Source organism: Streptomyces sp. GDS52 (assembly GCF_052246875.1).
In the GTDB taxonomy this organism is placed as follows: Bacteria; Actinomycetota; Actinomycetes; order Streptomycetales; family Streptomycetaceae; genus Streptomyces; species Streptomyces cathayae.
Genome location: NZ_CM125966.1, coordinates 1,347,330 through 1,373,073, shown reverse-complemented (window position 1 = coordinate 1,373,073; position 25,744 = coordinate 1,347,330). Strand labels below are relative to the sequence as shown.

Here is a 25,744-nt window from a genome sequence, read left to right as displayed (position 1 = left end):
TCCTCGCGAATGAGTCAACGGTACCCGCTCATTCCCGGTCCGGTTGCGGAACCGCTGTGCGCAGCGGGCGCCACGCGCCACAATGCGGCTCAGGAGCGACACCACCGCAGAGGGGGAGAGCCATGGCCGACCATCGAGAGTTCCAGGCAGCGGTCAGAGTCGAGAAGGCGCGGATCTGGTCCGCCTGGGCGTCCGGCGGTTCCGTCATGCTGGCCGCCGCCCTCGCCACCCAGGACATCCGCGTCGTCGGCGTCGTCACCCAGGTCCTGCTCGTCGGCGGCGGCATCGCGTTCACCGTCACCGCCGTACGGATGACCGACCGGCTCAACCGCAAGGCCGAGACGGCCCGCCGGGACGCCCTCGGAAGCCTCTGACGCAGGAGCCCCCTGACACAGCGGCCCGGTCCCGGGGCCGGGGCTCAGTGGGCGACCTGCCCGGTGAGGCTCCGCCCGATCCCCCGGGCCGCCACCTGCAGGGCGCTGACCAGCCGTGCCCGGTCGCGTCTGAGGCTGGGGGCGACGATGCCGAGCGCCGCCACCACCGCGCCGTCCGAGCGGATCGGCACGGCCACCGTGCACGCGCCCAGGCTCATCTCCTCCACCGTCGTGGCGTAGTCGTCCTCGCGGACCTTCTCGAGCTGGCCGCGCAGCAGTTCCGGTCGGCTCACCGTGTAGGGGGTGATCCGGGGGAGGTCGGCGAGCACCTCCTCCTGGACGGCGGCCGGGGCGTGCGCGAGCAGCACCTTGCCGACCCCTGTCGCGTGCAGCGGCAGACGGGAGCCGATCGCGCTGACCACCGGCACCGAGGCGTGCCCGGAGAGCCGGTCGACGTACAGCGCCCGCAGTCCGTCGCGCACCGCGAGGTGCACGGTGGCGAGGGTCGCGCCGTAGAGGTCGTGGAGGTAGGGGGAGGCGATCTGCTGCAGCCCGGTGTGCACGGGTGCGAGCAGGCCGATGTCCCACAGCCGGCGCCCGACGACGTACTCCCCCGACGCGGTACGGCTCAGCGCGCCCCACGCGACGAGCTCGCCGACCAGCCGGTGCGCGGTCGGGACCGGCAGGCCGGCGCGGGCGGCGAGCTCGGTGAGACCGAGCCGCCGGTGCCGCCCGTCGAAGGCCCCCAGAAGCGCCAGCGCGCGACTGGTCACGGAACGCCCGGGTGTCGAGGAGTTGCCTGCCATGCCCGGCATCCTTCCGCTGAGCGGAAACGAAGGCAAGCCCGGCCCCGCCCCCACGGCTCCCGGCGGCGGCCCCGGGACGGCAGGAAAGGGGGGCTGCCCGTCATTGCGGCCACCCGGCTGTCCGCCGAGGATGAACGCCATGACGAGCAGATCGGTGCTGGTGGTCGTCTTCGACGACGTGCAGAGTCTCGATGTGACCGGCCCCCTGGAGGTGTTCGCGGGGGCGGGACGCCACAGCGGGCACCCGTACGAGATCCGCACCGCCTCGCTCGACGGCGCTCCGGTCCGTACCTCGAGCGGTCTCACCGTCGTCCCGGACCAGGCACTGGGCGGGGCCGAGGTGCCGCACACCCTGCTCGTCCCGGGGGGCGACGGAACCCGTCGCCCGGATCCCCGCCTGATCGACCGGCTCCGGGAGCACGCCCGGGACGCCGAGCGCATCGTCTCCGTGTGCAGCGGCGCGCTGCTGCTGGCCGAGGCCGGCCTGCTCGACGGCCGGCGGGCGACGACCCACTGGTCGGTCTGCGACCACATGGCCAGGACCTACCCGGCCGTGGACGTCGACCCCGACCCGATCTTCGTACGTGACGGCCGGATCGCCACCTCGGCCGGAGTCACCGCGGGCATCGACCTCGCGCTCGCCCTGGTCGAGGAGGACCACGGCAGGGACACCGCGCTCGCCGTCGCCCGCCACCTCGTGGTCTTCCTCCGGCGTCCGGGCGGCCAGGCGCAGTTCAGCGCCCAGCTCGCCGCCCAGACCGCGCGGCGCGAACCACTGCGGAAGGTCCAGCAGTGGATCACCGAGCATCCGGACGGGGACCTCTCCGTCGAGAGCCTGGCGGAGCGCGCCCACCTCTCCCCCCGGCACTTCGCCCGCACCTTCCACTCGGAGACCGGTACGACACCCGGCCGGTACGTCGAGCGCGTCCGCCTGGAGCACGCCCGGCGCCTCCTCGAGGACACGGCCGACGGCGTCGGGCAGGTCTCCCGCGCCAGCGGCTACGGCACACCCGAGGCGATGCGCCGCGCCTTCGTGAAAGCCCTGGGCACCGCTCCGGCCGAGTACCGCCGACGCTTCCGCCCGTCCACACCGCCCACACCGCCCATGTCCTCCGAACCCGCCTGAGTACGCCTGAGTCCGCCCGCTGAAAGGCAGCTGAGATGCAGATCGCGATCGTCCTCTTCGACCGCTTCACCGCGCTGGACGCGGTCGGCCCGTACGAGATGCTCTGCCGCACACCCGGCGCCGAGACGGTCTTCGTCGGGCAGCGGCCGGGCCCCGTGCGCAACGACCGCGGCGACCTCGCACTCGTCGCGGACCACCGCCTCGACGAGGTGCCGGCCCCCGACATCGTCGTGGTGCCCGGCGGCCCCGGGCAGACCGCCCAGATGGAGAACGGGACGCTCCTCGACTGGCTGCGCACCGCCGACGCCGCCAGCACCTGGACGACCTCGGTGTGCACGGGCTCGCTGCTGCTCGCGGCGGCCGGGCTGCTCGAAGGCCGCCGCGCCACCTCGCACTGGCTGGCGCTCGACAGCCTCGCCGCGTTCGGTGCCGAACCGACCGGGGAGCGGGTCGTCACGGACGGCAAGTTCGTCACCGCGGCCGGAGTCTCCTCCGGGATCGACATGGCCCTCACCCTGGTCGGCAGGATCGCCGGCGACGCACACGCGCAGGCCGTCCAGCTCGGGACCGAGTACGACCCCCAGCCGCCCTACGACGCGGGCTCCCCCCGAAAGGCCCCCGCGGCACTTGTCGACAAGCTCCGCGCCGGGAGCCGTTTCATCCTCCGGTAGCCCCGTCCGGCGGGCGGCTCCACGCACCGCGCCTCAGCCGCGGACGCAGTCCTCGATCACCGAGGCGACCTGTTCGGTCGCGGCCGAGACGCGGTGCGTGCGCCGGGCCAGCATCAGCTCCACGGACTCGGAGCCGGTGAGCGGTACGTAGGTCACGCCCTCGAGGCTCAGGCTCTGCACCGACTGCGGCACCAGGGCCACGCCGTGTCCCGCCGCGACGAGGACGACCAGGGTGGCCGTCTCGGCGATCTCGATGAGCGGGTCGGGCCGGAAACCGGCCCGTTGGCAGGCGGCCAGGACCCGGTCGTACATCGAGGACCGGGACTGCGAGGGGTGGATGACGAACGGCTCGCCGGCCAGGGCCTCCAGCGGGATGCCCGGCCGGTCCGCCAGCCGGTGGTGGGCCGGCAGCACGGCCACCAGCGGCTCGGACCGCAACGGCGTGGTGCGGATGTTCTCCTGCGACACCATGCCCCGCAGGACGGCGAGGTCGAACGTGCCGGAGAGCAGGCCCTCGACGAGCCGCGGGGTGAGGATCTCCCCCCGCAGGTCCAGGGTGATGCCCGGCAGCTTCGCCCGTACGGTGCGGGCGACCCTCGGCAGGACGTCGTAGGTGGCCGTGCCGATGAAGCCGACCGAGACCCGGCCCGCGTGACCGGTGGCGAGTTCCCGCAGGTGGATCCGCGCGCGTTCCTCCTCCGTGACGATGGTGCGCGCGTAGTCGGTGAGGTGACGGCCGGCCTCGGTCAGCTCGACGCGCCGGGTGGACCGGTTGAACAGGGTGACGCCCAGCTCCCGCTCCAACTGCTTGACCTGTTGGGACAGGGCCGGCTGCGCCACGTGCAGGCGGGCGGCCGCGCGCCCGAAGTGGCACTCCTCGGCCAGGACGAGGAAGGAGCGGAGCTGACGGAGTTCCATCCCCCTATTTTATAAGAACCCCTTATGAATCCATGCAGACTAGGTCTTGGACATGATGAAAGGGGTCCTCGTACTGTGGGGGCGTGAGCGACAGTTACCTTTACGCAGCAGCGAGAACACCTTTCGGTAAATTCTCGGGAGCCCTTGCCGAGGTCCGGCCCGACGACCTTGCCGCGGTGGCTGTCACCGGGGCCCTGGCCAAGACCCCCGCACTCGACCCGGCCGAGATCGGCGACGTCGTCTGGGGCAACGCCAACGGCGCCGGCGAGGACAACCGCAACGTCGGCAGGATGGCCGTCCTGCTCGCGGGACTGCCCACCTCGGTCCCCGCCACGACCGTCAACCGGCTGTGCGGCTCCTCCCTGGACGCCGCCATCATCGCCTCCCGCGCCATCGAGACCGGCGACGTGGACATCGTGCTCACCGGCGGCGTCGAGTCGATGACCAGGGCGCCCTGGGTCCTGCCCAAGCCCTCGCGCGCGTTCCCCGCCGGGGACGTGACGGCCGTGTCCACCACGCTCGGCTGGCGGCTGGTCAACCAGCGCATGCCGAAGGAGTGGACCGTCTCCCTGGGCGAGGCGAACGAGCAGCTGGGTGACCGCTTCACCATCGCCCGCGAACGGCAGGACGAGTTCGCCGCCCGCTCCCACAACCTCGCCGACGACGCCTGGAACGCGGGCTTCTACGACGACCTGGTGGTGCCCGTCGTCACGGACCGCAAGGGCACGACCGTCACCCGGGACGAGGGGATCCGCCCCGGCTCGAGCGCCGAGAAGCTGGCCGGGCTCAAGCCCGTCTTCCGCACCGACGGCGTCATCACCGCGGGCAACGCCTCCCCGCTGAGCGACGGCGCCTCCGCGGTCCTGCTCGGCTCGGGCGAGGCCGCCGCCCGCATCGGCACCGACCCGCTCGCCCGCATCGCCGGCCGGGGCGTGTCCGCGCTGGACCCGCAGCTGTTCGGGTACGCCCCCGTGGAGGCGGCGAACCGGGCGCTGAAGGGCGCCGGCATCACCTGGTCCGACGTCGCCGCCGTCGAACTCAACGAGGCCTTCGCCGTCCAGTCGCTGGCCTGCGTGGACGCCTGGGGCGTCGACCCGGAGATCGTCAACGCCAAGGGCGGCGCGATCGCGCTCGGCCACCCCCTGGGCGCCTCCGGAGGCAGACTCCTGGGCACCCTGGCCCACCGGCTGAAGGAGTCGGGACAGCGCTGGGGCGTCGCCGCCATCTGTATCGGAGTCGGCCAGGCGCTCGCCGTGGTCCTGGAGAACGTCTCGGGAGGCAACCGATGAATACACAACTGTGCGACCACGCGGACGAGGCGGTGGCCGGGATCGAGGACGGCTCGACCGTGCTCGTCGGAGGGTTCGGCATGGCCGGCATGCCGGTCGACCTGATCGACGCCCTCATACGCCAGGGCGCCAAGGACCTCACCGTCGTGTCCAACAACGCCGGCAACGGCGACACCGGACTGGCCGCGCTGCTGGCCAAGGGGCGGGTCCGCAAGGTGATCTGCTCCTTCCCGCGCCAGGCGGACTCCTGGGTGTTCGACGAGCTCTACCGGGCGGGCCGGATCGAACTGGAGGTCGTCCCCCAGGGCAACCTCGCGGAACGGATGAGGGCGGCCGGGGCCGGCATCGGCGCCTTCTTCTGCCCCACCGGAGTCGGCACGCTCCTCACGGAGGGTAAGGAGACCCGCGAGATCGACGGCCGCACCTACGTGCTGGAGTACCCGATCAGGGGCGACGTCGCGCTGATCGGCGCCCACCGCGCCGACCGCATGGGCAACCTCGTCTACCGCAAGACCGCCCGCAACTTCGGCCCGGTCATGGCCACCGCCGCGACCACGGTGATCGCGCAGGTCCGCGAGATCGTCGAGACCGGCGAGATCGACCCCGAAACCGTCGTGACCCCCGGCATCTACGTCGACCGCGTGGTCAAGGAGGCAGCCACCGCATGAACGCGACCAGCCCAGCCAAGAACGACCGGGTCCCGCTGAACGACCGGGGCCCGCTGAACGACCGGGGCCCGCTGAGCAAGAACGAGATGGCCGCCCTCGTGGCGCGCGACATCCCCCAGGGTGCCTTCGTCAACCTGGGCATCGGGCAGCCGACCCTCGTCGCCGACCACCTGCCCGCCGACTCCGGGGTGGTCCTGCACACCGAGAACGGCATGCTCAACATGGGGCCCGCGGCGAAGGCGGGAGAGATCGACCCCGACCTGACGAACGCGGGCAAGATCCCGGTGACCGAACTGCCGGGAGCCGCCTACTTCCACCACGCCGACTCGTTCGCGATGATGCGCGGCGGCCACCTGGACATCTGCGTCATGGGCGCGTTCCAGGTCTCGGCCACCGGCGACCTGGCCAACTGGCACACGGGAGCACCCGACGCCATCCCCGCCGTCGGCGGCGCCATGGACCTGGCGATCGGCGCCAAGAAGGTCTACGTGATGATGACGCTCTTCACGAAGACCGGCGCCGCCAAACTGGTGCCCGAGTGCACCTACCCGCTCACCGGGCTGCGCTGCGTGGACCGCGTCTACACGGACCAGGCGGTGTTCGACGTCACCCCCCAGGGCCTGAGGGTCACCCAGACCTTCGGCACCACCCTGGACGAACTCGCCGACCGCCTCGACGTCCCCCTGCTCCCCGCCGAGGCCTGAGCCCGGGCCGCCGGCCCGCCCGACCAGACACCGACGGCCTGCCCGCGAACCCGCGGGCAGGCCGTCGGTGTCTGGTCGGGCGGAGGCCGGCGACCGGGGCTACGGTCGCAGCGCCTGAGGCGACGGGGCTCGTTCCAGCTTCGCCAGGTGGGTGTCCACCACCCGGGCTGCCCAGTCCGTGTCCTCGTCGTCCTCGTCGTTCTCGTCCTCGCCCTGTCGGATCATGTGCAGAGCAAGCCCGTCCACCAGTGCGTGCAGACGCTGCGTCTCGACCCGGATCTCCTCCGGGGCCACGCCCCGTACGCGTACCACCCGTTCGCACAGGTCCCTGATGATCCGGTGCACCCTGTGGTGCGTCGCGCGCAGGTCGTCGTCCGTCATCGCGGCCGTGCCGAGGACCACGGTGATCTCCATCTCCAGGCGCCGTGACTCGTCCAGGGGCAGCAGTTCCAGCAGTACCGCCCGCGCCCAGTCGTCACCCGGCGCGATGGCGGCGACCCGGTCGGCCAGGCGTTCGACCACCATGTCGTACGCCCTGATCCGCAGGCTGGCCTGGGTCGGGAAGGTGTAGCGCAGCGAGCTCGGCGGCAGCCCCGCCTCGGCGGCGACTTTGCGCACCGACAGCGCCGGGATGCCGTCACGCACCAGAACTCTCCACGCCGCTTCCGCAACCTGGCGGTTGCGTTCGTCAGGGTCGATCACGCGAGGCATGACACCATCGTCGCACGACTGTACGACTACGTGCTAGCGTCGTTTTGGTACAGCCGTACGAAAGCGTGGAGAGGAACGTGCACATGGCCTGGACCGTCTTGATCGCCTCCGCTGTGCTGGAGGCCGTCTGGGCCACGGCCCTGGGGATGTCCCAGGGATTCCGGCGGCTCGCGCCGACCGCCGTCTTCGCCGTCGCCATGACGCTGAGCATGGTGGGCCTGGCCTACGCGATGACCTCGCTGCCCACCGGCACCGCCTACGCGGTGTGGGTCGGCATCGGTGCCCTCTTGACCGTCGTGGTCGCCGCCGCGCGGGGCCAGGAGAGGCTGACCCCCCTTCGCGCGACCCTGCTGGCCGGCCTGATCGGCTGCGTCGTCGGACTGAAGGCGGTGAGCTGAATGCCCTGGGTGATCCTCTTCGTCAGTGCGGTGCTGGAGGCCGTCTGGGCCACCGCGCTCGGCGCCAGCGACGGTTTGTCCGAGCCCGTCGCGAGCGTGGTGTTCTTCGTCGCGGTGGTCCTGAGCATGATCGGCTTGGCGCGCGCCGCGAAGCACATCCCCATCGGCGTCGCCTACGCCGTGTGGACCGGCACCGGCGCCGCACTCACCGTCACCTGGGCCATGGCCACCGGCACCGAGGAGGCGAGCGTGCTCAAAGTGCTGTTCCTGGCCGGCATCATCGGATGCATCGCCGGACTCAGACTGTCCAAGCCGGGCCCGCCCGGGAACGGCCCGGCTCCCCGCAGTCCGGAAGACCGACCCGACACCGCCGCAGCACCGCAGCAGACCCCTTGAGATCCGTCCCGGCTCCTCGAAGCGCTCGCCCTGCCCGAGCCGGCCTCGGGCACAGTTGCTCGGGGAGGTCGCGGCACAGCACCGAAGGAAACCGTGAACGGGGGCTCGGGGCCCGCCGGACGGACGATGCCGCAGGGCTCCGGTCGGCAACTGCGAGCCCTCCGGTCCCAGCGGTGCGCCATCAGGTCGGGGGCGCGGCACCTCAGGCCGATGCCCTTCTGTCCGGTGCCGGGATGACCCCCTGCGGGGTCGGCGGTTCGGGGAGCATGCAGTCGACCTCGCCGGTGAACTCCTCGGTGGTCATCCGCTCCTCGCCGATGACCACGTCGGCCGTGAACGGCAGGCCGCACGCTGCCTCACCGGCCTCACCGGCCTCACCGGCCTCACCGGCCTCACCGGCCTCACGGACTTCGGGGGCGCGGGGGAGAGGTGGTTGCGCGACCGGGCCGAAGGCTCCATCGATACCGGCGACCACTCCCCGTGGAACCAGGTGGGGAACATCCCCTGCCCGGTGCTCTGCACATGCTCATCGAGCGAAGTGGGTGAGTTCGGTGCGCGTTCCCGGCGGACGGCGCGGGGCGTTCGAAGTGGTGGAGCAGGGCGAAAGTCCGCTCCGCCACGTAGCGGACCCCGCCCACGCCCTTGATGTTCGGTGACCGGCAGTCCCGTGGATCTCAGCGGACCGAGTGATCAGCGGCGTGGGACGGCGAGCCCGGAGAAGGAAGCTGTTCACGGCCCTGTGTGGATGTGGGCCGCCCAACGGGTCGGGAGCAGCGGATCGGCGTCGCGGACCGCACGGACCGCCCGGTGGAGGGCGAGGGCCGCGCCCCCGGTCCTGTATCCGGCGTAGAAGGCGCGTGCCAGGTCCGCCGCCGTTCGGTCGTGGACCTGCCACAGGGTGGCGATCACGTCACGGAACCCGACGAGCCGGAACGCCGAGCCGAGATGCAGGGACTCGCCGGTGAACTCGCCCGCGCTGCGGGCCGTCGAGCAGGCCGACAGATAGGCGAGGCCGGCGCGCGAGGCCCGCAGCCGGTGCAGGTCGGCGACCATCAACGGCTGGTCGTACAGGACCAGGTGACTACCCGACGGGTTGGTCGGATCGTGGTGCGCGTGGCACGCGAAGTGCGCCCAGAGGCTGGACGACAGTGCCTCGGTCACGGCGGCCCGTGTGGCCCGTGGACCCAGCAGGAGCCGCGCTCCCGGAGCGGAGCCGATCGCGACGGCTTCGGCCAGGGCGGCGGGCAGCGGCATGTGTCCCGGGGTGTCGGGTACGGCCACGACCAAGGGCGGGCCGTCCGCCCGGCTCATCCGGTGGTCGGGGTCCGTCGGCAGCGCGCGGATCGTGGGGGTGTACGACGAGACGACCCGGTCCAGCACCGTGTCGCCGGACCGCGTCTCTTCGTCCGCCCAGTGCCCGGCCGCGTGCAGGGGAAGGGCGTTCAGCGCACCCGTCGGCGACCACCACACCCGCGGCCATGGCCCGCCGTCCGGGGGCGGGCCGGTGTGCCCGAGGTTCCGCAGTACGGGCTCCGCCACCGCGTCCCAGAGCCAGCCGAGCGTCTCCCGCACGGTGGCCTGGGCCTCAAGGCGTTGCACCAGCCCGGCGTGCGGATTCTCCGCAGTGGTCACCGCCGTGGCGAACTCCGCGGTCCGCCGGTCGAGTTCACCGGGCTCCAGATCGGGCAGCGGCACCACGCGCAGGCTGCCGCCCTTCAGCAGCAGGGCGTCGCAGCGGTACCGGCTCACGTTCACGGTGACCACGGGGCCCAGCCGCGCGGCGCGGGCCCGCAGCCGATCGGCCCGTGGGACGGCGAGGAAGTCCTCGAACCCGGGCCGACGGCGGATCTCGCGCAGGGTCCGCTCCATGCGCAGTCCCAGCGCGTGCCGGCGGTCCGGATCGGGGTCGGGCTCGCTCAGTGCCTGCCGCACCGCCGTCAGTTCGGCTGCCCATGCGGGTGCCGCCGAATGGAGTTCGGTGAGTTCGCGGTCGGCGTCGAGGGCGGCGGAGAGCAGTAGGGAACGTCCGTGCTCCAGCATTTCCAGTGCCGTGTCCGGCTGCCCCGCCTCCAGCGCGGCCGCCGCGGCGTCGCCGGCCAGCCGGAACCGCCCGGCCAGCAGCCGTTCCTGGTCGGCGCGGCGCAGATGGGCCGGGACAAGCTCCGGCAGTCGGCCGATGGCCGTGCGATAACCGTCCACGGCCGTCGGCCAGTCCCCGGTCGAGGCCGCCCACTCCGCCCACTGGGCCGAGCCCGTGATGCGCTGCATGCTCGTCGCGCCGGGCGTCGACGTCGCGGTGCGCAGCACGTCGATCGCCTCGCGCAGCGCGGCGGCGTCCCCGCGTTCGCGGGAGCGCTGGGCGAGCGCGTGGGCAAGGTTGTGGAGCGAGTCGATCCGCGTGGTGGGCAGGTCCGGTTCGGCCACCGCACGGCGGTAGGCGTCGACGACCTCGTCGAGGACGTCGGGCGTGTCCGGCCGCTCGTGCCAGGTGGCGAGGGCGGCGCCCAGGTTGTTCAGGGTCTCGGCGCGGTCACCGGTGTCGCGGTCACCGGTGGCCTGTTCCGCCAGCACCTGCCGCAACAGGCCGATCGCCTCCCGCAGCCACGACGGATCGACGGTCGCGGCACCGCCCGGATGGTCTCTGTGCAGATCGAGATCCGCCCGGTACGCCATGACGAGTGCCACGGCGAGGTCCCGTCGGGGGTCCTTCTCGCGCGAGGGCGGTGGTGCGCCCGCGGCAGCGGCCTGTTCGCGGAGGAGTTCCACCGCGTCGAGGACGTCGCCCAGCCAGCCCTCGTACTGATGCCGGGCGAGCAGGGCGTGGGCGAGGGCCGGCCGGGCGTCGGACAGCAGCAGCGGATCGCCCTCGGCCAGGGCCATGGCCTCGCGGGCGTGCGCCACGGACTCGTGCAGGGAATCGGCGTCGGACACGGACTGGTGACGCTGGTTCAGCATGCTGCTCAGCCGGGTCAGATGCCCGACGCGGGGGTGGTGGCCCAGCGCTTGGCCGACCCGGATCGCGGTCCGTCCGGCCGTGATCGCCTCGCCCAGCGTGCCCGCGTCCGGAGCGGCCAGATGCCGGGCGTAGCGGGCGTCGGCGAGCAGGGCCCAGCGGGTGGGCAGGCTGGGGTGGTCGCCGGGCACGCTGTCGACGCCCTCCCGCAGCAGGGTGATGGCCTCGTCCAGCTCGTCCGGGTCGTCCGTCCGCTTACCGCGCAGGTACAGGGCCTCGCCCAGGATCCGGCGGACCCCCACGCGGTTGTCGGGCGGGGTGTTCGGGTCCGAGACGGTCCGGCGCAGTCTGCCGATGGCCCTGTCGAGGTCGGCGCGGTGGCCGCGCAGGAGCAGCGCGGTGTTCAGGATGGTGCCGGCAGCGCAGTGGGTGTCGGTGTAGGCGGTGCTGACCGCCAGTACGTGGTGGAGAGTGTCGATCAGGTCGTCCACGGTGAGGCCCGTGGTGTCCGGCGGAGACCGGTGGTCGTCCGGCAGGTCGTCCTGCTCCCGGTCGGAGAGCGAGGCCGATGCCATGGCCATCAGCCGCCGCGAGGCCAGGAGCAGGGCGCCCTGCGGGTCACGCCGTACCGCGGCCGTACGACGGAACAGCTCGGCCACTGGCCCGGGGATGTCCCTCATGCGGTGCCGGTGGGCGACGGCGAGGAGGGACAGCGCGTTCTCGTAGACGGAATCAGCGCATTCGCCCCTGCCGCGTCTCAGCAGCGCGAGGTGGGTGTGCCAGCGCAGCAGGCCCAACGCCAGGAAGGCGGCAGGATCGGGCCGTCCGAAGCGGTTCTCCAGCCCCACGATGACCAGACGGGTGCCCTCGCTGGTGGCGTCCGGGCTGAGCAGCAGTTCGTCGTCGCCGGTGCGCAGGAAGGCGTCGAGGCGGTTCCGTACGGCGGACAACGCCGCCCGCTTGTCCCGCGTCACTGCTGGGGCGGGGTCAGGCGGTGGAGCATGTCGAGGAACCGCGGGGTTGCCTGGATCGTGTGCGGCCGGCCCGGGGTGCCCAGGCCGCGCGCCGTGCCGGCCTCCAGGTCCGGTAGGACGATGTGCTCCAGCAGGCCGTCGGACCACCAGTACAGTTCGTCGCTCAGCCGCTGTTCCGGCTCGGCGTGGTCGCGGAGACCGGCGCCGAACTTCTGCAGGGCCGGGCCGGCCGTGACGACGTTCATGCCGGTCACGACCCAGAACGCCAGGGTGTCGGTGCGCGGCGCCACCACCAGGACGCCGTACGGCGCCGGGCGGGCGACCAGTTCGTCCAGCCGCAGGAGATGCGCGGCCGTGTGCTCGCCACTGCCGAGCACCACGAGGACCGGGGAACCCTCGGGACCCATGTCGTGTACCTCGCACGGCTGGCGCCGGAGGTTGGCCAACGCGAGCGACCACACATCGGCGGGGGACACGTCCCAGTGACGGGTCTGCTCGGTGCCGACGGTCAGGACCGAGCGCTCGCCGATGAGCTGGACCTCCGCGAGCAGACGGTCGCCGAGGGCGCGCGTCATCTCGTCCGGGCGGTCGGACTCCTGCACGAGGCGCACCGCGGGCAGCAGCGCACCCCGGGCCCGCTCGAAGGGCAGCGCCGCCAGGGCCTCCGCCTCACGCGCCCGGTCCTGCCACCAGAGCTCGTACTCCGTCATCGCCGTGGACCACCGCTCGCGCGGCTGGTCCCGCAGTGCTTCGGCCAGGTGCGCGAGGTCCACCTCCACGGCCGGACCTCCCGGCAGGCTCCGGGAGAGGGCTTGTTGTCCGGCGTAGTCGGGTACGAGGCGCTCACGGACCAGTTCCTGGAAGACGGCCCACTCTCCGGGACCGAACCAGGCACACCATGACGGGGCGGAGGGCCGGCTGTCCCTGGATTTCCGGAAGAGCGCCATGGGCCCAAGGGTACGATCGTACTTACTTTCTGAACAGGCTTCAGATACGCAGCGTGGTGCGAGTGGGCGGGGACACGACTGATGGTGGCGGACGAACTGGGGCGATTCTGCGCCGAGTTGCCCGAACTGCGTGCGGCGCTGCGCCGCACGCCCCGGCAGCTCGCGCTGCTCGACCGGGCCGAGCACGCGCTGCGCGAGGGCGAGCCGGTGGCTCCGCTGCTGCGGCAGCTCGGGATCGCGGTGGACGAAGACACCGGCCCCCTCGCCGGCCGGGACGCAGGGGCCACGACGGCGCCGGTGCGCAGTGCCCCGCATGTGGTGACAGGTTCGTACCTCTGCCCGCGCCGTAGCTGTCTGCGGGTCGACGAGCGACGCCCCGGGGACGAACTGCCCGTCTGCCACGTGTACGGCGAGGCGCTGCGGTTCGTGCCGGACGGGCGATGAACGGCGTCCTGTCGGAACTGGGCCGCCGGCTCGCCGAACGGCTGGTGGCACTCCTGGTCCTGCCCGGCCTGCTGTATCTCGGCGCGGCGCTGTCGGCCGCCGCGCTCGGTGGGGCACGGCTGGACGAGGCCGGGCGGACGGCGCGGCGCGCGGTGGCGCCGATCACCGGGGCGGTCGCGACGCCGTCCGCGTCCTCATGGCTGTCCGTAGCCCTCCTGCTGACCGCCGTCCTGCTCGCCGCGGGTGCGTCCGGCCTCGCGGCCCAGGCCGCCGGAGCGGTGGTGGACCGGGTGTGGGCGGGGCCGTGGCCCGACTGGGCGGAACGGCTCGCTCGCCCCCTGACCGACCGGCGGGCCCGCGCCTGGGACGCCGCCGACCGGCTCCGGGAGGGCACCACCGGCGCCGAGCTGGACGCCCGTACGGCCCGCCGCAACCGGATCGGACTCCAGCGGCCCTCGGCCCCCACCTGGATGGCCGACCGGCTGCGGGCCGCCGACGCCCGGATCTGGCAGGAGTACGGGCTCGACCTCACCGTCTCCTGGCCCCGGCTGTGGCTGGTGCTCCCGGATTCCTCCCGTACGGCCGTGCAAGCGGCCCGCGAGCGGCTGGCCGCCACGACGCTGCTGGCCGGATGGGGGGTTCTGTACGCGCTGCTCGGTCTGTTGTGGTGGCCGGCCGTGGCCGTCGGCGTGGTGATCGGGGTGACGGCTTGGCGGCGGACCCGGGCGGCATTCGACACGCTCGCCGAACTGGTCGAGGCGGTGGTGGACGTCCACGGCCCCGAACTCGCCGCGGCACTCGGCGTGCCGGTCCCGGACCAGCGGCTGACGCCGCCCATCGGGCGGGGGCTGGTGGAACGGTTCCGCAAGTCGTCGTGAGAGGACACGAGCGCCACCCCCCGGCCGCCGGAATCCTCGTGCCGTTGTGAGGCGGAGGGGACCGTGCGAGGAGGCGGGGTGCTTGGCCCGCAGCGGTAGTACCCGAACCGGCCGGTTCCGGGCACGGAGGAGACGATCGCGAGTCGGCGTTCGCGGTCGGCCCGGCCCTCATCCTGGACGGTCCGACGCGCCGCCCCGGGGAACAGGACCCCCTCGCTCCAGTCGCAGAAGCAGCGCCGACACTGCTCAAGGACCGAGTTCTGCCGCCGGACTCCGGCCGGCCCCGGCGTGGATCACCCGTCCGTCACGTCAGGGAAGCCCCAGCACAGCCCACCGTCTTCCCGGGGGCGTTCACGCGCGGCGTGGTGCCCCACTCGTCGGCCGGCGCCGCGACCAGCACCGGACCCCGGCCGGACTCGGCGTGCGACACCGCCATGGTGGGAGCAGGCACCACGGCCGCTGGACCTGGAGCCCCGGCCGTCGCGACGCGGGGCTCCGGGGAACACCGGGCTGGTGGTTCAGCACTCGCCGGTCGGCCCGTTACTCGTACCGGTACTTCAGCGAGTCCGCCTCCGCCTGCTCGATGTCGGCGATCGTCAGCTCCGGCACCCGCAGCTGGGCCAGCGTCACCTCGGCCGAGGTCGGCTGGGCGTCCGCCGGCAGCCACTGCTCCGGCTTCCAGGCCCCGCTGCGCAGGAGCGACTTGGGACAGTGCGGGTAGACCTCCTCGATCCCCAGCACCAGCGCACTGGCCGGCGGCTTGCCCACGGCGGTCAGCCGCGACAGCAGCTCCGGGCGGGTGGAGACGCAGGCCCGGCCGTTCACCCTGAGCGTCGTGGTGCGCCCCGGGACGACGAACAGCAGCCCGGCCCGCCCGGCGGCGATGACGTTCTGCAGGGTGTCCAGACGCTTGTTGCCGGTCGCGTCCGGTATCGCCACCGTCCGTGCGTCCAGGACCGCGACGAACCCGGCGGGGCCGCCGCGCGGGGAGACGTCGCAGTTGCCCTCGGCGTCCACGCTGGCGACCGCAGGTCGATCACACCGGCCCGCCCGGGGTTCCCTACGGCTCCCACCCGGCCACCTGCCCGGTCCGCGCCCTTGGCGGCCGAGCGCGAACTGGCATGTCAAGTCAGCATGACTGAACGTGACGAACCGTCTACTGTGGCGAGATTCATGTAGTACGGGGGTCCGTATGCACAGCGAAGACAGAGCCGGTGGAGCGGACGACGGGGCTGCCGGACGTTCCGGCGGCCGTTGGGCGGACGACGGCCTCCAGCGCGCGGGCACGGGTGCGCCGCAGGAGTGGCCGGGGACGCCGCCGCACGGCGATCAGCCCTCCTCCCACACCGTGATCGACGGCCGCTACGAGCTGCTGGAGCCGATCGGTAAAGGCGGGATGGGGGAGGTCTGGAAGGCCTACGACCGGCGACTGCGCCGTTTCGTCGCCGTGAAGGGGCTGCTCGACTGGAACGCCATGACCGCGGGCACCCGGACGGAGGTGATGCGGCGGGCACGGCGCGAGGCGGAGGCCCTCGCCAAGATCGAGCACCGGAACGTGGTGACGGTCCACGACCAGCTCGAGACCGACGACCAGGTCTGGATCGTGATGAAGCTGCTCGAAGCGAGGTCCCTGGCGGACCTCTTGAGCAGTGAACGGGTCCTTGCCGTGCCCCGGGCGGCAGACATCGGCCTCCAGATCCTCCAGGGCCTGCGGGCGGTCCACGGCGCATCGGTCGTCCACCGTGACGTGAAGCCGGGCAACGTCGTCGTCCGGGACGACGGGCTCGCGATCCTGGTGGACTTCGGCATCGCCACGTTCGACGGCGCGCCCCGGGTGACCCGGCTCGGAAACGTCGTCGGCACGGTCCCGTACCTGGCGCCCGAGCTCTTCGCGCCCGCGTCCCCGGGCCCCACGCCCGCATCGGACCTGTGGGCGCTGGGGGTCACGCTGTACGAGATGGTCGAGGGCCACGTCCCCTTCGGCGGCAATGCGTTCTGGGAGGTTCAGGAGAACATCAGGCAGTTCCCCGAACCGTCTCTCCGGTACGCCGGTCCTCTCTCCCCGGTCATCCGAGGACTGCTGATCACGAACCCGCTACAGCGCCTGGAGGCGGCCGCGGCGGAGGCGATGCTCCGGGAGGTGATCGAGGGCCCCGCCCCGCCGAACGCCGCCCGGGCCGCGTCGGCGCCCGTGCCTGCCGTGTCCGTCCCCGCTCCTCCGCTGGAGAACGGGAAGCGCGTCCGGTTCCCGGACTGGAAGCGCGTCCGGCCCCCGGGCTGGAAGGCGGCGACGGCGGCGGTGTGCGTCGCGCTGCTGGCCGGCGCGGGCTGGATCGTTTCGAACGGCAGCCGCCACGACGACAAGTCCGGCGGCCGGGCCGGTTCGGAGCAGGCGCGGGACCCGGGTGGGAGCGGCACGCAGCAGCAGTGGAAGGACACGCACACCACCCTGAAGATCGGTGTCAAGGGCGACCAACCCGGACTGAGCCTGTACGACGAGAAGACCAAGACGTACGAGGGTTACGACATCGACCTGGCCTACGCCATCGCCGAGAGCATGGGCTACGCCGAGCCCCAGTTCACCGAGGTGCCCACCGACTACCGGAGCACCGCGCTGAAGACCAAACAGGTGGACCTGATCATCGCGTCGTACAGCATCACGGACGAGCGGAAGAGCGCCCCGCCCGGCGAATACAGCGTCGCCTTCGCGGGCCCGTACTACGAGGCGAGCCGGAGCTTTTTGGTCCGCGACAAGTCGACCCGGTACACGATCGAGGACTCCAGCGATCTGAAGGACCTCGGCGTCGCGGTGTGCACCGCGCGGGATTCGACATACGAGAAGACGCTGCCCGCACAGGGCTTCACCATGGCGAAGTCGCAGCCCAACACCTACCAGGACTGCCTGGACAAGCTGCTGGACGAGAAGTCCGACGTCTACGCGGTGGCCTCGGACGACATCATTCTCGCCGGGTACCTGAAGGCGAACCCGGGCAAGGTGCGGCTGCTGGAGAACATCCAGGGCGCGGAGGGCTACGGCGTGGCGATGCGGCCGGAGAACGAGCTCCTCAAGCGCGAGGTGTGCTCGGCGCTCCGGACCATCCTGGCCGGCGAGACCTGGGAGGAGATGTACGTGAAGAACCTGGCCGGCCTGATGGACGACAAGGACCCGCCGGGCCGACCGGACCTGACGGAGTGCGAGAACCACTGACGAGGGGCGCCGGCCGTGGGGGGCCGGTCAGCCGCACATCGCCACGCGGTACAGGGTCTCCAGCGCCTGCCCCCGGCGCGTCCACCCGCCACCGCCAGGGGTGCCCGCGTCACCACACCAGCGAGGTGGGAAAGAGCTCATGGCCGCCTTCTGCTCCTCCGCACCGGACGGAGTCGCCGCCAACCCGGCCCTCCCCACACCGCTGCTGCTGCGGCTGATCGCCTTCGACGGCGGGGGCCACGGCCCGGCCTTCCAGCCGCCTCCGCCGCCTCCGCTCCCACCCGGTCCTCCGGGACGATGTCGAGGTCCACGACCTCCTTGTGCGCGGTCTTCCAGGTCTTCCAGACCAGGTCCGGCATCTTCGGCCACGGGATGGTTCCGTCGTCCGCCTCGGGGCACGGCGCGCCCGTCTGTACGGCACCGAAGCCGATCGTCTTCCTGTCGGACGACGTCCAGCCGGTCTTCTGGAAGCAGACGGTCCGGTTGGACCGCATCCGGATGCTCTTGACGTCGTTGGACGCGTTGTGGTCGTCCACGCCGAACCCGGCGGCCTCGGCCCCGTCCCGCGCCTCGTCCAGCCGCAGGCCCCGGTGGTCGACGGCCTCCGGCGGATGGCGGTGCCCCCGGTGCGAGGATTCCTGCACCGAGCCCACGGCCTGCCCTCTCACCGGTTGCGGTCCACAAGCTGATCACGCCGACCGGGAACGCCGCCGGGCAGCCTGACAACGCTCTCGCCGTGGTTCGTGCGGTGACGGCCGGTCCCTCACGGCGTGGCATGTCCGGGGTGCCGGACGACGCCGGATCCCACCCGAGGAGGGGCGGACTCAGGTGCGGCGGGACCGGGCGACCGGGGAAAGCGCCCGCCGGGCGGCATGCCGTATGCGCTGCACGACGACACCGCGTTCCACCGACCGGTACGGCACCGCGAACCGGTCCGGTCGGGTGAAGGCCGCCGTCGAGGCCTCGGCCTACGAGGCTCCCGAACCACCCGGATGTCCGCCTACTGAGACATGTTTCTCAAACAGGTACGTTTGTAGGACACCCCGGCGTTTTTCCGGGGCCGTAAGAAATGCGAGAAGAGGAAGCACGTATGTCTCACCCCCTGCTGGTGGACCCGGCCTGGCTGCACGAGCGCCTCGGGGACCCCGCGATCCGGATCCTCGACGCGACCACCTTCCTCACCCAGCCCGAGGGCGACGGCTACTACGACGTCGAGTCGGGCCGCCAGGCGTACGAGAAGGCCCACATACCCGGCGCCGTCTTCGCCGACCTGCTGAACGACCTCGCCGACCCCGACGCGGACACCACGTTCACCGCGCTCGGCAGCGAGACGTTCGCCGCTCGGCTCGGCGCCCTCGGCGTCGGCCCCGGCACGCACGTGGTCGTCTACGACCAGGGCCCGAACATCTGGGCCACCCGACTGTGGTGGAACCTGCGCTACGAGGGCTTCGACGACGTCTCGGTGCTGAACGGCGGCCTCCCCGCCTGGATCCGGGCGGGCCACGAGGTCAAGAGCGGCGTGGAGTCCAACGAGCCCGCCGTGTTCACCGCGAACCGCCGTCCCGAGCTGTACGCCGACAAGGACGCCGTCCTCGCCGCGATCGAGGACCCCGGCACCCGGCTGGTGAACTCCCTCGACCGGCCGACCTTCGCCGGCACCCGCCAGACCTACGCCCGCCCGGGTCGCATTCCCTCCAGCACGAACGTGCCGTTCCCCGAACTCGCCGACCCCGACGGCCTCTTCCGCGGTCCGGACGAAGTCCGCGGGCTCTTCGAGGAGGCCGGCGCCCTGGACGAGTCCAAGAAGGTCATCACGTACTGCGGCAGTGGCATCGCCGCCACCGGCCTGGCCTTCCAGCTGGCCCTCCTCGGCCGCCCCGACGTCGCGATCTACGACGGCTCCCTCACGGAGTGGGCCGCCGACCCGGCCCTGCCCCTCGAAACCGACTGACGGCCCCGGCACCCCCGGACAGCCCCCGGACCCCCGGGCCTGCGCTGTCCGGGGGCCTGCCGGACCCACGGGCCCTCGGGCGCTCATCACAGATCCACCGCCGGCCCCACCGCCCGCGACCGCCGCCGTATCCTGCCCGGACCGCGCCACCACAGCCGCCGACCGGGAGTCCCCGCGTGACCGAACCGACCGCCCCGCCCGCCCCGAGCGCCCCGCCCGCCTCGGACAAGAGGCCCTTCCTGTACGTCGTCGTCTGTGCGAGCGGGATCGCCGGTGAGGTCGGCACGCTGATCACCGCCGCTCGGCAACGGGGCTGGGACGTCGGAGTCGTGGCCACCCCGCAGGGGCTGGGCTTCCTCGACACGGAAGCGATCGAGGCGCAGACCGGCTACCCGATCCGCTCCGCCTGGCGCAAGCCGGGCGAGGCCCGCCCCCTTCCTCCCGCGGACGCGATCGCCGTCGCCCCGGCCACGTTCAACACGGTCAACAAGTGGGCCGCCGGCATCTCCGACACCCTGGCCCTGGGCATCCTGTGCGAGGCGTACGGCACGGGCGTCCCCATCGCCGTCCTGCCGTACCTCAACGCGGCCCAGGCCGCCCACCCGGCCTACCGGCAGAGCCTGGAACGGCTGACCGGGATGGGCGTTCTGATCGGCTCGCACGAACCGCACCGACCGAAGGCCGGGGGAGGCGCCGACGGCTTCCGCTGGACGGAGGCGCTGGACCTCCTGGAACCCGGGGTGCCCGCGTAGCGCGGCGCGATCGGCGCAGCGCAAGGGCCAACAGGTGTCACCCGAGGCCGGGTTGTGGCAGGCCGTGCGAGCCGCGTACGGGGACAGATGGCGGCGGGGCCGGCAGAGGTGGCCTCGGTGCCGGCCGGAGGGAGTGAGTCGGGCCTGCACGGGCGGCAGGGCGTCGGCGAGACGGACACGCTGATGGGCCAGGCGCCGCCGGACGGGACCGGGCCGACGACAGTCGGGCCGACCTCTCCCAGAAGGACCGGCGCCATTGCGACTGTTCAGGTGGTGCCTTCGGCGGTGACGACGTAGCAGCTGGCGCGCCCTCCGTCTTTTTCCCATTCCTCCTGAGTCGACCACATGTACCAGTAGTCTCCGGCCCGGTCCGCCTCGGAGAGCCAGGGCCCGGGGGCGGTGTCGTAGGCGGCGCGGCAGGCGGCGTCGGCCTTCTCCCGGACGGCCGTGCTACCCGGGTAGGGGCCCGTGCCGAGTGTTCTCTGGGCGAAGATCCTGCCGTCGTGCGCGCCCGAGCACGGCACGTCCACGACGGTGTCCATGATCCGCTGGCCCGTGCTGAAGTCGACGCAGCCACCGGGCTTCACCGAGTCGACCGACCGGACCGCCTCGCGGGCCGGTCGGACGGATCCGTCGGGCTTCGCGTCGGGCTTCGACACACCGTGTCCGGAGAACCGGAGGTCGATGGTCAGGGAGGTGATGTCCTCGAACGCGCTGCCCTTCTTCCCCAGGGTCGTCGAGAGGTCGGCTCGCACGTGGGTGACGCGTCCCCGGCCGTCCACGGAGACGGTCGTCGGCAGCGGGGCGCTCTTGCCGGAGGATCCGGTGGGAAAGGGGGTGGACAGCTCGCGCCTGAGGTCCTCGGGGAACAGTTGCCAGGCGGCGCTGTTGGGCATGTCCGCCTCATAAGTGCGCTGGGAGCCGTCGGTCCGCCGGGATGTCGCCTCCGCGGCACCGAGTCCTTCGAGGAGGGTGCCGCCCACCGGTCCTTCGGATCCGCGCAGGTGGGCGATGCGGTGGATGCCGAGGTCCGGACGGGTGTCGCCCGTCGTGTACTGGAGCCAGTACGCCGCCGACCCGGCGCGGTAGTGGATGTGCTGGGGGTCGACGAGGACGCGCGCCGAGGGGGCGGCGTTGCCCTTGCCCGGGGTGGTGCCCAGGAGTGTGTCCTTCGTTTTTCGGGGGAGCTCCTTCGGCAGTCGCCACTCCGTGGTCGCCTCGCCTGTTCGCTTCGCGAAGTCCATCCGCCCGCTGACGGTCTGCACCGCCCGGCCCTTCTTCGATTCGAAGGTCATGGTCTGGATGAAGTCGGTACCGCCCGCCTTCTGCGTCTGGCGCAGGGCGAGGTAGACCTGGAGGCCGAGCTTCTGGTCGAAGACGGGGTGTTCGGTGGGGGGCTCGGCGGGGGCGTCCTGGCCGCCGGAGCAGGCGGTCAGGAGCAGAGACGCGATGGTGAGCACCGCACCTGTACGGGCAAGGGGTCTGATCATGCCCGTAAGACCCGGCCGGGCAGTGAAGGGTTGCCTCCGTATGGGTCAGCACGTCACCGCGCGCGTGCCGTCCGACCTCCCCGTGGACTCCGCCGTCGGATCACGGTCTTCACCTCAGGAGGGGAGGCGGGCATGAAGAGCCCCGACTGCTGAGGGCAGTCGGGGCTCCGGCAGCGCTCTGGACGACGCGGCTGCCATGTGGCGGGCGTCGCACATGCGGGGGCCCACTGGCCGGTGCGGTATCACCCGGCCGGCCGTGTGTGCGTCTCTGCTGTCAGTCGGTCGAGGTATCGGGGGTGCTCAGGCCCTGGCTGAGGGCTGCGGGCTGCTCCGGGCTCTGGGCGGGGGCGGGGATGAGGCCCGTGGCGGAGGGCGCGGCGAAGACCTCGTCGAGGGTGGTCGCGTCGATGGCGCGGTCGAACCAGAGATCCAGGACCGGCATGTCCGTGCAGGTGGTGACGCGCTGCCGGATCTCTTCCGTCATCGGGAAGCCGCGGCGCTTCATCAGGCGCAGTAGTAGCTCGGCCTTTCCTTCCACGCGTCCTTCTTCCTGTCCTGCGAGGCGGGCGTCGCCCACGATGGTGCCTCGCCTGGGGGTGAAGAGGGTTTCCATGAGGTTCCTCCAGATTTTCCGGGCGTGTTCGCTGCCCAAGCCGTCCTCGATCAGTCCCGCCAGGTCGTCTTGCGCTTCGCGGTCCGTGTCCTGGGCCAATGCCTCGCCCACTACCGTCAGTATGCCCTCGATGTCCGGGTCGTTGCTGTTGATCCACAGGCAGAACGCGGCGAAGTCCAGGTCGGCCGAGGCGTCCTGGATCCGGCTCATACGCGGAACATTGGACGGGCCCAGTACGTGAGGCACCGTCACCTGGGTGGGGCGTCCCAGACCGGTACGCAGGGGTCTGGCCGCCCAGGCCGCCGTTGCCGTGTCCACGCACAGGACCAGCAGGACGACCTCGAGTTTGTACCGGTCACGCAAGTAGGCGATGTAGTACGGCCACGAGGTCTCCTTCTTCGTCTCGACACGGGTCTGCGCCTCGACCAGGAGGATGAACGGCTCGTGCCCGTCAGGACGGACCACTCGCAGCACGGAGTCCATCTGCCGGGTGAACATCTTCGGAGCGCCGGATGCGTCCGTCGGGAAAGTCTCGGTGGTGACACCGGGCGGGATTCCGAGGCCCAGGAGGTCCAGCGCGCGGTTCAGCGCTTTCGGACGTCCCGGCAGGAAACCGTGCAGGGTGTCGTGACTGACGTTGGGCATGACGGGAAACTATGCGCGAAGCAAGAACATTCGTTGGCGTTTGAGATGTGATCACCCGTTTGGTGGATTCCTCCGGGGTTGACGCCGAGGCGTGAGGTCGGGGCAGACGCGGGGGTGTCACGCTTCGGACGGTGTGGTGAGCAGGGCCCGGACGGTCTTGCCGCTGGGTGGGTGGGGGACGCAGTCCCAGTGGTCGGCGAGGGCGGTGACGAGGGTCAGGCCGCGTCCGGTGGTGCTGAGCGGGTCGGGCTCGGTGCCTGCCGGGAGGGAGCGCGGGCCCAGGTCCCCGAGGGCGTCGCTGACTTCGACGCGGAGGCGGCCGGCCGCCGGGTCGTAGGCGAGCGTGAGCCGGAAGCAGCGGCCGGGTACGCGGCCGTGGAGGACGGCGTTGGTGGCGAGTTCGGCGACGACGAGTTCGGCACGCTCCGTGAGGTCCTGCGAGGTGCCCCAAGAGCGCAGTTCGGTCACGGCGAGGAGCCGGGCGAGCCGGGCGCCGCGCCGCGTGGACGACAGCAACTGCGTGAAGGTGCTGGTGGGGGAGGTTACTTGGGGCGGCGTTGCATGGTTCATGACGCCAGAGTGGCGGTCGCGTGCGGGTGAGGACGAGTGCGGAGCGGCGTACGAGGAGTGAGCGTACGGACGCGAACGGTGGATGGTACGGCGGCACTTCAGCGACCCTGCGTGATGCGTGCGGGGAGGCGGCAGGAGGTCGTCGATGCCCCGGGGCGCGCCCACGGCCGAGGCGGTCGAAGCAGTCGAGCGGTGCGGCGGCTGGTGAAAGGTCTCGCGACGTCATGGCGTACTGGTTGGTCTGCCGCCCGTGACCTCACCCCGTGCGGAACCGTCTGACCCCCGCCGGAACCGGCCCGGCGCGCAAGACCTTCACTGGCGATTCCGCGGTAGCGGATGAGGGTGCGGGCGGTGATGTCGGTCGTACCCGCTCAGACGGCCGAAGTGCTCTGTGTCGCCTCGCACGCTTCGGTGAGGGCTCGCTGCCTGAGGGTGCCGCCGAACAACTGGATCGTGGTGGCGGCCAGGATGTCGTCCCTGCCGACGGTCCGCCTGTCCCCCCTGCGGGTGGACAGGGCCCGGAGGGAATCATCGAGGGACGGGGGCGGAGTCGGTTCGCCCGACATCGCCAGGGAGACCGTGCCGAAACGTTTGACCCCGCCCTCGCGGACGACCATGGCCGCGTCCCGCGCGAGGTCCGTCAGGAACATGCTCGCGATTCCGTCCAGGTCGCGGACCATCGCCGGGATGGCCGTCACCCCCTGGCTCCGCAGCAGCTTCTTGACCCCGGCCTCGAACCTGTGGGCGCCGACCACAGCACTCGGCTTGCGCGATCTGCTGCGCTTACGAGGAGGCACGATGACACCCTCGGCGTCGTACCGGACACCGGTCAGGCCTCGAAACGTCGGGCTGTGGTCGTACCACTTGTCCCCCACCTCGAGCTCGACGTTCCGGTCGATCGCCGAGATGAGGTCCCCGGGAATCAGCTTCTTCCGGGCCTCCTCCGCCGCCGCTCTCCTCGCGCCGTCGATGATCTCCGTCAGCACCGTCCGCGTCACCGACGCGGCGGCCCACGCGGCCGACCGGGAGACGTGCATCGGGGTCACGTCCCTGAACACCGCTCTGACGAGAGAAGGCTTGAACGGCGAGGCATCCATGACCGAGGCGGTCTCGGGGCCGCTGAGCTCAGGGCGTGCGGGCTGTGTGGTCATCGGAGGAAACGCTCCCTGCTGTCGGAGTGATCAGATGCCCATACTTCACCACGCAGACCCGCTCTCTTGCCCCGTCCTCCGTGGATCAGGTCGCCCCCTGACCGCTCAACCCCGCGCACGGGCAGGCCAGTTCGGGGAGGGCGCGGTTCGGGGAGCACGTCACCACGGCCAGGGAGAGGTACGAGGGGCGTTCGAGGTAGTGGCCGTACGACATGTCGGCACCCGCGTGCAGGCGTTCGGCGGCGGTGTTCACCAGCCGGGCCAGGCGTGCGGTGTCCCGGTCGCTCTCCGACGTGAACCGGGGGGTGTACTCGGCCAGCCGTTCACCGAGCCAGGCCGCCGCCTCCTTCGCCTCGTCCCAGGTGCCCCGTACCAGTGAGCGGGGCTTGACGAGCCAGTACGCCGTCTCCAGGGGCGGGAGGTCCGACGTGGCGAACTCCGCGGACACCTGGCGGTAGCGCTCGATCAGTTCCGGCCTGCTTCCGGCCGGGGGCGGCTCGGGATGCGGGGGCCGCCGCAGGGCCTCGTCGTCGAAGCGTGCCTTGGGGCCGGTCCACAGGTAGGCGTGGTGGTGCACGAGCTGTTCCCGTTTCGAGAAGCGCCGGCCGGGCGCGGGAGGTGGGCACGGTCCGGCCGGCGGGAGGGGAAGGGGAGGGTCAGACGCCGAGGCCGAAGCGCGCCGGGTCGATACCGGCCGCGTCCAGTTCCTCCGTGGTGAACCGCAGCGGCTGCGCGTCCGGCCGCTTGCTGTCGCCCAGCGCCCAGGCGTCCTCGCCGATCCGGGCCAGGGTCACGCACCCCTCGGTGCAGGGCCCGCCGCACGCCTTCGCGAACGAGGCTCCGCTGATGTCGAGCGCGTACAGGGTGGTTCCGTTCTGCATCACTGCACCTTCTTCCGCTTCGTCTGAACGCGGCCAGGTCCTCCGGCCGCCGCCCGTGGTGGGCGGGAGTTCACGGGAGGGGTGAGGGCCGCCCGGGTGTTTCCGCAGGTGAACGGCGGACACGGACGGTTTCTCCTCGCTCTCCGTGACCTCAGATTGGCGGTCGGACGGGGTGGGGGACGAGTGTGGCACTCCGTACGGTGAGTCAGCGTACGGACACGAAGAG

26 protein-coding genes and 1 pseudogene are annotated in these 25,744 nt (G+C 72.0%); 13 read left to right on the top strand and 14 right to left on the bottom strand.

Translation table 11 applies throughout. The features are described from left to right. Positions 1 to 122: 122 nt before the first annotated feature. A complete protein-coding gene (locus ACTWJ9_RS06135; protein ID WP_443295291.1) occupies positions 123 to 374 on the top strand; it encodes a hypothetical protein in 252 nt (83 codons plus the stop codon). A 44-nt stretch (positions 375 to 418) separates the two neighbouring features. Here the strand turns inward: ACTWJ9_RS06135 and ACTWJ9_RS06130 are convergent, their stop codons facing one another. Continuing rightward, complete coding sequence (locus ACTWJ9_RS06130) at positions 419 to 1,180, bottom strand: IclR family transcriptional regulator (protein ID WP_443295290.1); 762 nt, start codon at positions 1,178 to 1,180, stop codon at positions 419 to 421. Between the two features lie 139 nt (positions 1,181 to 1,319). Here ACTWJ9_RS06130 and ACTWJ9_RS06125 point away from each other — a divergent pair, with 139 nt between their 5' ends. Together ACTWJ9_RS06125 and ACTWJ9_RS06120 are read left to right on the top strand one after the other, a co-directional pair. Continuing rightward, entirely contained in the window at positions 1,320 to 2,306 is a 987-nt protein-coding gene (locus ACTWJ9_RS06125) for a GlxA family transcriptional regulator (protein ID WP_279333182.1), read from the top strand. Positions 2,307 to 2,341: 35 nt separating this feature from the next. Then, the gene (locus ACTWJ9_RS06120) at positions 2,342 to 2,977 is read left to right on the top strand and encodes a DJ-1/PfpI family protein (protein ID WP_279333181.1); all 636 of its coding nucleotides are present in this window, start codon (positions 2,342 to 2,344) and stop codon (positions 2,975 to 2,977) included. A gap of 33 nt (positions 2,978 to 3,010) precedes the next feature. Here the strand turns inward: ACTWJ9_RS06120 and ACTWJ9_RS06115 are convergent, their stop codons facing one another. Further along, the gene (locus tag ACTWJ9_RS06115) at positions 3,011 to 3,895 is read right to left on the bottom strand and encodes a LysR family transcriptional regulator (protein WP_279333180.1); all 885 of its coding nucleotides are present in this window, start codon (positions 3,893 to 3,895) and stop codon (positions 3,011 to 3,013) included. An 83-nt stretch (positions 3,896 to 3,978) separates the two neighbouring features. Between ACTWJ9_RS06115 and ACTWJ9_RS06110 the strand changes: the two genes are divergently transcribed. The 3 genes from ACTWJ9_RS06110 to ACTWJ9_RS06100 all read left to right on the top strand — a co-directional run bounded on the left by ACTWJ9_RS06110 (position 3,979) and on the right by ACTWJ9_RS06100 (position 6,556). Then, positions 3,979 to 5,184: a thiolase family protein gene (locus ACTWJ9_RS06110; protein ID WP_443295289.1), complete on the top strand. Its 1,206-nt coding sequence runs from the start codon at positions 3,979 to 3,981 to the stop codon at positions 5,182 to 5,184. Continuing rightward, positions 5,181 to 5,852: a 3-oxoacid CoA-transferase subunit A gene (locus ACTWJ9_RS06105; protein WP_109381631.1), complete on the top strand. Its 672-nt coding sequence runs from the start codon at positions 5,181 to 5,183 to the stop codon at positions 5,850 to 5,852. The genes ACTWJ9_RS06110 and ACTWJ9_RS06105 overlap by 4 nt, the downstream gene beginning before the upstream one ends. A gap of 86 nt (positions 5,853 to 5,938) precedes the next feature. Next, on the top strand, positions 5,939 to 6,556 hold the full coding sequence (locus ACTWJ9_RS06100) for a 3-oxoacid CoA-transferase subunit B (RefSeq protein WP_443295857.1): 618 nt from the start codon (positions 5,939 to 5,941) through the stop codon (positions 6,554 to 6,556). 99 nt (positions 6,557 to 6,655) lie between these two features. Here ACTWJ9_RS06100 and ACTWJ9_RS06095 read toward each other — a convergent pair whose 3' ends face one another. Continuing rightward, a complete protein-coding gene (locus ACTWJ9_RS06095) occupies positions 6,656 to 7,267 on the bottom strand; it encodes a TetR/AcrR family transcriptional regulator (RefSeq protein WP_443295288.1) in 612 nt (203 codons plus the stop codon). 83 nt (positions 7,268 to 7,350) lie between these two features. On the opposite strand from ACTWJ9_RS06095, the gene ACTWJ9_RS06090 reads away from it, so the two are divergent. Beyond that, positions 7,351 to 7,665, top strand: coding sequence for a DMT family transporter (locus ACTWJ9_RS06090; protein WP_279333175.1), 315 nt, complete (start codon positions 7,351 to 7,353; stop codon positions 7,663 to 7,665). Further along, positions 7,666 to 8,061 (top strand): DMT family transporter, encoded by a 396-nt coding sequence (locus ACTWJ9_RS06085; protein ID WP_387039887.1) that lies wholly within the window; start codon positions 7,666 to 7,668, stop codon positions 8,059 to 8,061. A 202-nt stretch (positions 8,062 to 8,263) separates the two neighbouring features. Here ACTWJ9_RS06085 and ACTWJ9_RS06080 read toward each other — a convergent pair whose 3' ends face one another. The 3 genes from ACTWJ9_RS06080 to ACTWJ9_RS06070 all read right to left on the bottom strand — a co-directional run bounded on the left by ACTWJ9_RS06080 (position 8,264) and on the right by ACTWJ9_RS06070 (position 12,935). Continuing rightward, positions 8,264 to 8,536, bottom strand: a complete 273-nt coding sequence (locus ACTWJ9_RS06080) for a hypothetical protein (protein WP_443295287.1) — start codon at positions 8,534 to 8,536, stop codon at positions 8,264 to 8,266. Positions 8,537 to 8,790: 254 nt separating this feature from the next. Then, positions 8,791 to 11,988, bottom strand: coding sequence for a CHAT domain-containing protein (locus tag ACTWJ9_RS06075; protein ID WP_443295286.1), 3,198 nt, complete (start codon positions 11,986 to 11,988; stop codon positions 8,791 to 8,793). Further along, positions 11,985 to 12,935: a hypothetical protein gene (locus ACTWJ9_RS06070; RefSeq protein WP_279333171.1), complete on the bottom strand. Its 951-nt coding sequence runs from the start codon at positions 12,933 to 12,935 to the stop codon at positions 11,985 to 11,987. The genes ACTWJ9_RS06075 and ACTWJ9_RS06070 overlap by 4 nt, the downstream gene beginning before the upstream one ends. Positions 12,936 to 13,016: 81 nt before the next feature. Here ACTWJ9_RS06070 and ACTWJ9_RS06065 point away from each other — a divergent pair, with 81 nt between their 5' ends. Both ACTWJ9_RS06065 and ACTWJ9_RS06060 read left to right on the top strand, forming a co-directional pair. After that, positions 13,017 to 13,379, top strand: coding sequence for a hypothetical protein (locus tag ACTWJ9_RS06065; RefSeq protein WP_279333170.1), 363 nt, complete (start codon positions 13,017 to 13,019; stop codon positions 13,377 to 13,379). Next, positions 13,376 to 14,257 carry a hypothetical protein gene (locus tag ACTWJ9_RS06060; protein ID WP_388702154.1) on the top strand — a complete coding sequence of 294 codons (882 nt, stop codon included), beginning with the start codon at positions 13,376 to 13,378 and terminating at the stop codon, positions 14,255 to 14,257. The genes ACTWJ9_RS06065 and ACTWJ9_RS06060 overlap by 4 nt, the downstream gene beginning before the upstream one ends. A 540-nt stretch (positions 14,258 to 14,797) precedes the next feature. Here the strand turns inward: ACTWJ9_RS06060 and ACTWJ9_RS06055 are convergent. After that, positions 14,798 to 15,283, bottom strand: a pseudogene (locus ACTWJ9_RS06055) (MSMEG_1061 family FMN-dependent PPOX-type flavoprotein); the annotation flags it as partial. 166 nt (positions 15,284 to 15,449) lie between these two features. Between ACTWJ9_RS06055 and ACTWJ9_RS06050 the strand changes: the two are divergent. Beyond that, positions 15,450 to 17,465 carry a serine/threonine-protein kinase gene (locus ACTWJ9_RS06050; RefSeq protein WP_388702153.1) on the top strand — a complete coding sequence of 672 codons (2,016 nt, stop codon included), beginning with the start codon at positions 15,450 to 15,452 and terminating at the stop codon, positions 17,463 to 17,465. Between the two features lie 137 nt (positions 17,466 to 17,602). On the opposite strand, the gene ACTWJ9_RS06045 is transcribed toward ACTWJ9_RS06050, so the two are convergent. Then, the gene (locus ACTWJ9_RS06045; protein WP_443295285.1) at positions 17,603 to 18,133 is read right to left on the bottom strand and encodes a hypothetical protein; all 531 of its coding nucleotides are present in this window, start codon (positions 18,131 to 18,133) and stop codon (positions 17,603 to 17,605) included. A 422-nt stretch (positions 18,134 to 18,555) separates the two neighbouring features. Here ACTWJ9_RS06045 and ACTWJ9_RS06040 point away from each other — a divergent pair, with 422 nt between their 5' ends. Together ACTWJ9_RS06040 and ACTWJ9_RS06035 are read left to right on the top strand one after the other, a co-directional pair. Then, entirely contained in the window at positions 18,556 to 19,416 is an 861-nt protein-coding gene (locus ACTWJ9_RS06040; protein WP_388702151.1) for a sulfurtransferase, read from the top strand. 176 nt (positions 19,417 to 19,592) lie between these two features. Beyond that, on the top strand, positions 19,593 to 20,168 hold the full coding sequence (locus ACTWJ9_RS06035) for a flavoprotein (protein ID WP_279333165.1): 576 nt from the start codon (positions 19,593 to 19,595) through the stop codon (positions 20,166 to 20,168). A gap of 266 nt (positions 20,169 to 20,434) precedes the next feature. On the opposite strand, the gene ACTWJ9_RS06030 is transcribed toward ACTWJ9_RS06035, so the two are convergent. From ACTWJ9_RS06030 to ACTWJ9_RS06005, 6 genes are all read right to left on the bottom strand, one after another. After that, positions 20,435 to 21,658: a hypothetical protein gene (locus tag ACTWJ9_RS06030; protein WP_443295284.1), complete on the bottom strand. Its 1,224-nt coding sequence runs from the start codon at positions 21,656 to 21,658 to the stop codon at positions 20,435 to 20,437. Positions 21,659 to 21,932: 274 nt separating this feature from the next. Then, complete coding sequence (locus ACTWJ9_RS06025; RefSeq protein WP_443295283.1) at positions 21,933 to 22,916, bottom strand: hypothetical protein; 984 nt, start codon at positions 22,914 to 22,916, stop codon at positions 21,933 to 21,935. A 117-nt stretch (positions 22,917 to 23,033) separates the two neighbouring features. Continuing rightward, positions 23,034 to 23,486, bottom strand: a complete 453-nt coding sequence (locus ACTWJ9_RS06020) for an ATP-binding protein (RefSeq protein ID WP_443295282.1) — start codon at positions 23,484 to 23,486, stop codon at positions 23,034 to 23,036. 371 nt (positions 23,487 to 23,857) lie between these two features. Continuing rightward, entirely contained in the window at positions 23,858 to 24,637 is a 780-nt protein-coding gene (locus tag ACTWJ9_RS06015) for a hypothetical protein (RefSeq protein ID WP_443295281.1), read from the bottom strand. A gap of 85 nt (positions 24,638 to 24,722) precedes the next feature. Further along, positions 24,723 to 25,214, bottom strand: coding sequence for a hypothetical protein (locus ACTWJ9_RS06010; protein ID WP_443295280.1), 492 nt, complete (start codon positions 25,212 to 25,214; stop codon positions 24,723 to 24,725). 79 nt (positions 25,215 to 25,293) lie between these two features. Further along, entirely contained in the window at positions 25,294 to 25,518 is a 225-nt protein-coding gene (locus tag ACTWJ9_RS06005; RefSeq protein WP_279333159.1) for a DUF397 domain-containing protein, read from the bottom strand. Between the last annotated feature and the right edge of the window lie 226 nt (positions 25,519 to 25,744).

Bases quoted from the DNA above. Each gene is read 5' to 3' on its own strand.
- ACTWJ9_RS06135 (WP_443295291.1), top strand. From the start codon at position 123: ATGGCCGACCATCGAGAGTTCCAGGCAGCGGTCAGAGTCGAGAAGGCG.
- ACTWJ9_RS06060 (WP_388702154.1), top strand. From the start codon at position 13,376: ATGAACGGCGTCCTGTCGGAACTGGGCCGCCGGCTCGCCGAACGGCTG.
- ACTWJ9_RS06040 (WP_388702151.1), top strand. From the start codon at position 18,556: ATGTCTCACCCCCTGCTGGTGGACCCGGCCTGGCTGCACGAGCGCCTC.
- ACTWJ9_RS06065 (WP_279333170.1), top strand. From the start codon at position 13,017: ATGGTGGCGGACGAACTGGGGCGATTCTGCGCCGAGTTGCCCGAACTG.
- ACTWJ9_RS06020 (WP_443295282.1), bottom strand. From the start codon at position 23,486: ATGAACCATGCAACGCCGCCCCAAGTAACCTCCCCCACCAGCACCTTC.
- ACTWJ9_RS06070 (WP_279333171.1), bottom strand. From the start codon at position 12,935: ATGGCGCTCTTCCGGAAATCCAGGGACAGCCGGCCCTCCGCCCCGTCA.
- ACTWJ9_RS06095 (WP_443295288.1), bottom strand. From the start codon at position 7,267: ATGCCTCGCGTGATCGACCCTGACGAACGCAACCGCCAGGTTGCGGAA.
- ACTWJ9_RS06100 (WP_443295857.1), top strand. From the start codon at position 5,939: ATGGCCGCCCTCGTGGCGCGCGACATCCCCCAGGGTGCCTTCGTCAAC.
- ACTWJ9_RS06120 (WP_279333181.1), top strand. From the start codon at position 2,342: ATGCAGATCGCGATCGTCCTCTTCGACCGCTTCACCGCGCTGGACGCG.
- ACTWJ9_RS06125 (WP_279333182.1), top strand. From the start codon at position 1,320: ATGACGAGCAGATCGGTGCTGGTGGTCGTCTTCGACGACGTGCAGAGT.
- ACTWJ9_RS06085 (WP_387039887.1), top strand. From the start codon at position 7,666: ATGCCCTGGGTGATCCTCTTCGTCAGTGCGGTGCTGGAGGCCGTCTGG.
- ACTWJ9_RS06090 (WP_279333175.1), top strand. From the start codon at position 7,351: ATGGCCTGGACCGTCTTGATCGCCTCCGCTGTGCTGGAGGCCGTCTGG.
- ACTWJ9_RS06030 (WP_443295284.1), bottom strand. From the start codon at position 21,658: ATGATCAGACCCCTTGCCCGTACAGGTGCGGTGCTCACCATCGCGTCT.
- ACTWJ9_RS06005 (WP_279333159.1), bottom strand. From the start codon at position 25,518: ATGCAGAACGGAACCACCCTGTACGCGCTCGACATCAGCGGAGCCTCG.
- ACTWJ9_RS06130 (WP_443295290.1), bottom strand. From the start codon at position 1,180: ATGGCAGGCAACTCCTCGACACCCGGGCGTTCCGTGACCAGTCGCGCG.
- ACTWJ9_RS06105 (WP_109381631.1), top strand. From the start codon at position 5,181: ATGAATACACAACTGTGCGACCACGCGGACGAGGCGGTGGCCGGGATC.
- ACTWJ9_RS06025 (WP_443295283.1), bottom strand. From the start codon at position 22,916: ATGCCCAACGTCAGTCACGACACCCTGCACGGTTTCCTGCCGGGACGT.
- ACTWJ9_RS06115 (WP_279333180.1), bottom strand. From the start codon at position 3,895: ATGGAACTCCGTCAGCTCCGCTCCTTCCTCGTCCTGGCCGAGGAGTGC.
- ACTWJ9_RS06050 (WP_388702153.1), top strand. From the start codon at position 15,450: ATGCACAGCGAAGACAGAGCCGGTGGAGCGGACGACGGGGCTGCCGGA.
- ACTWJ9_RS06015 (WP_443295281.1), bottom strand. From the start codon at position 24,637: ATGACCACACAGCCCGCACGCCCTGAGCTCAGCGGCCCCGAGACCGCC.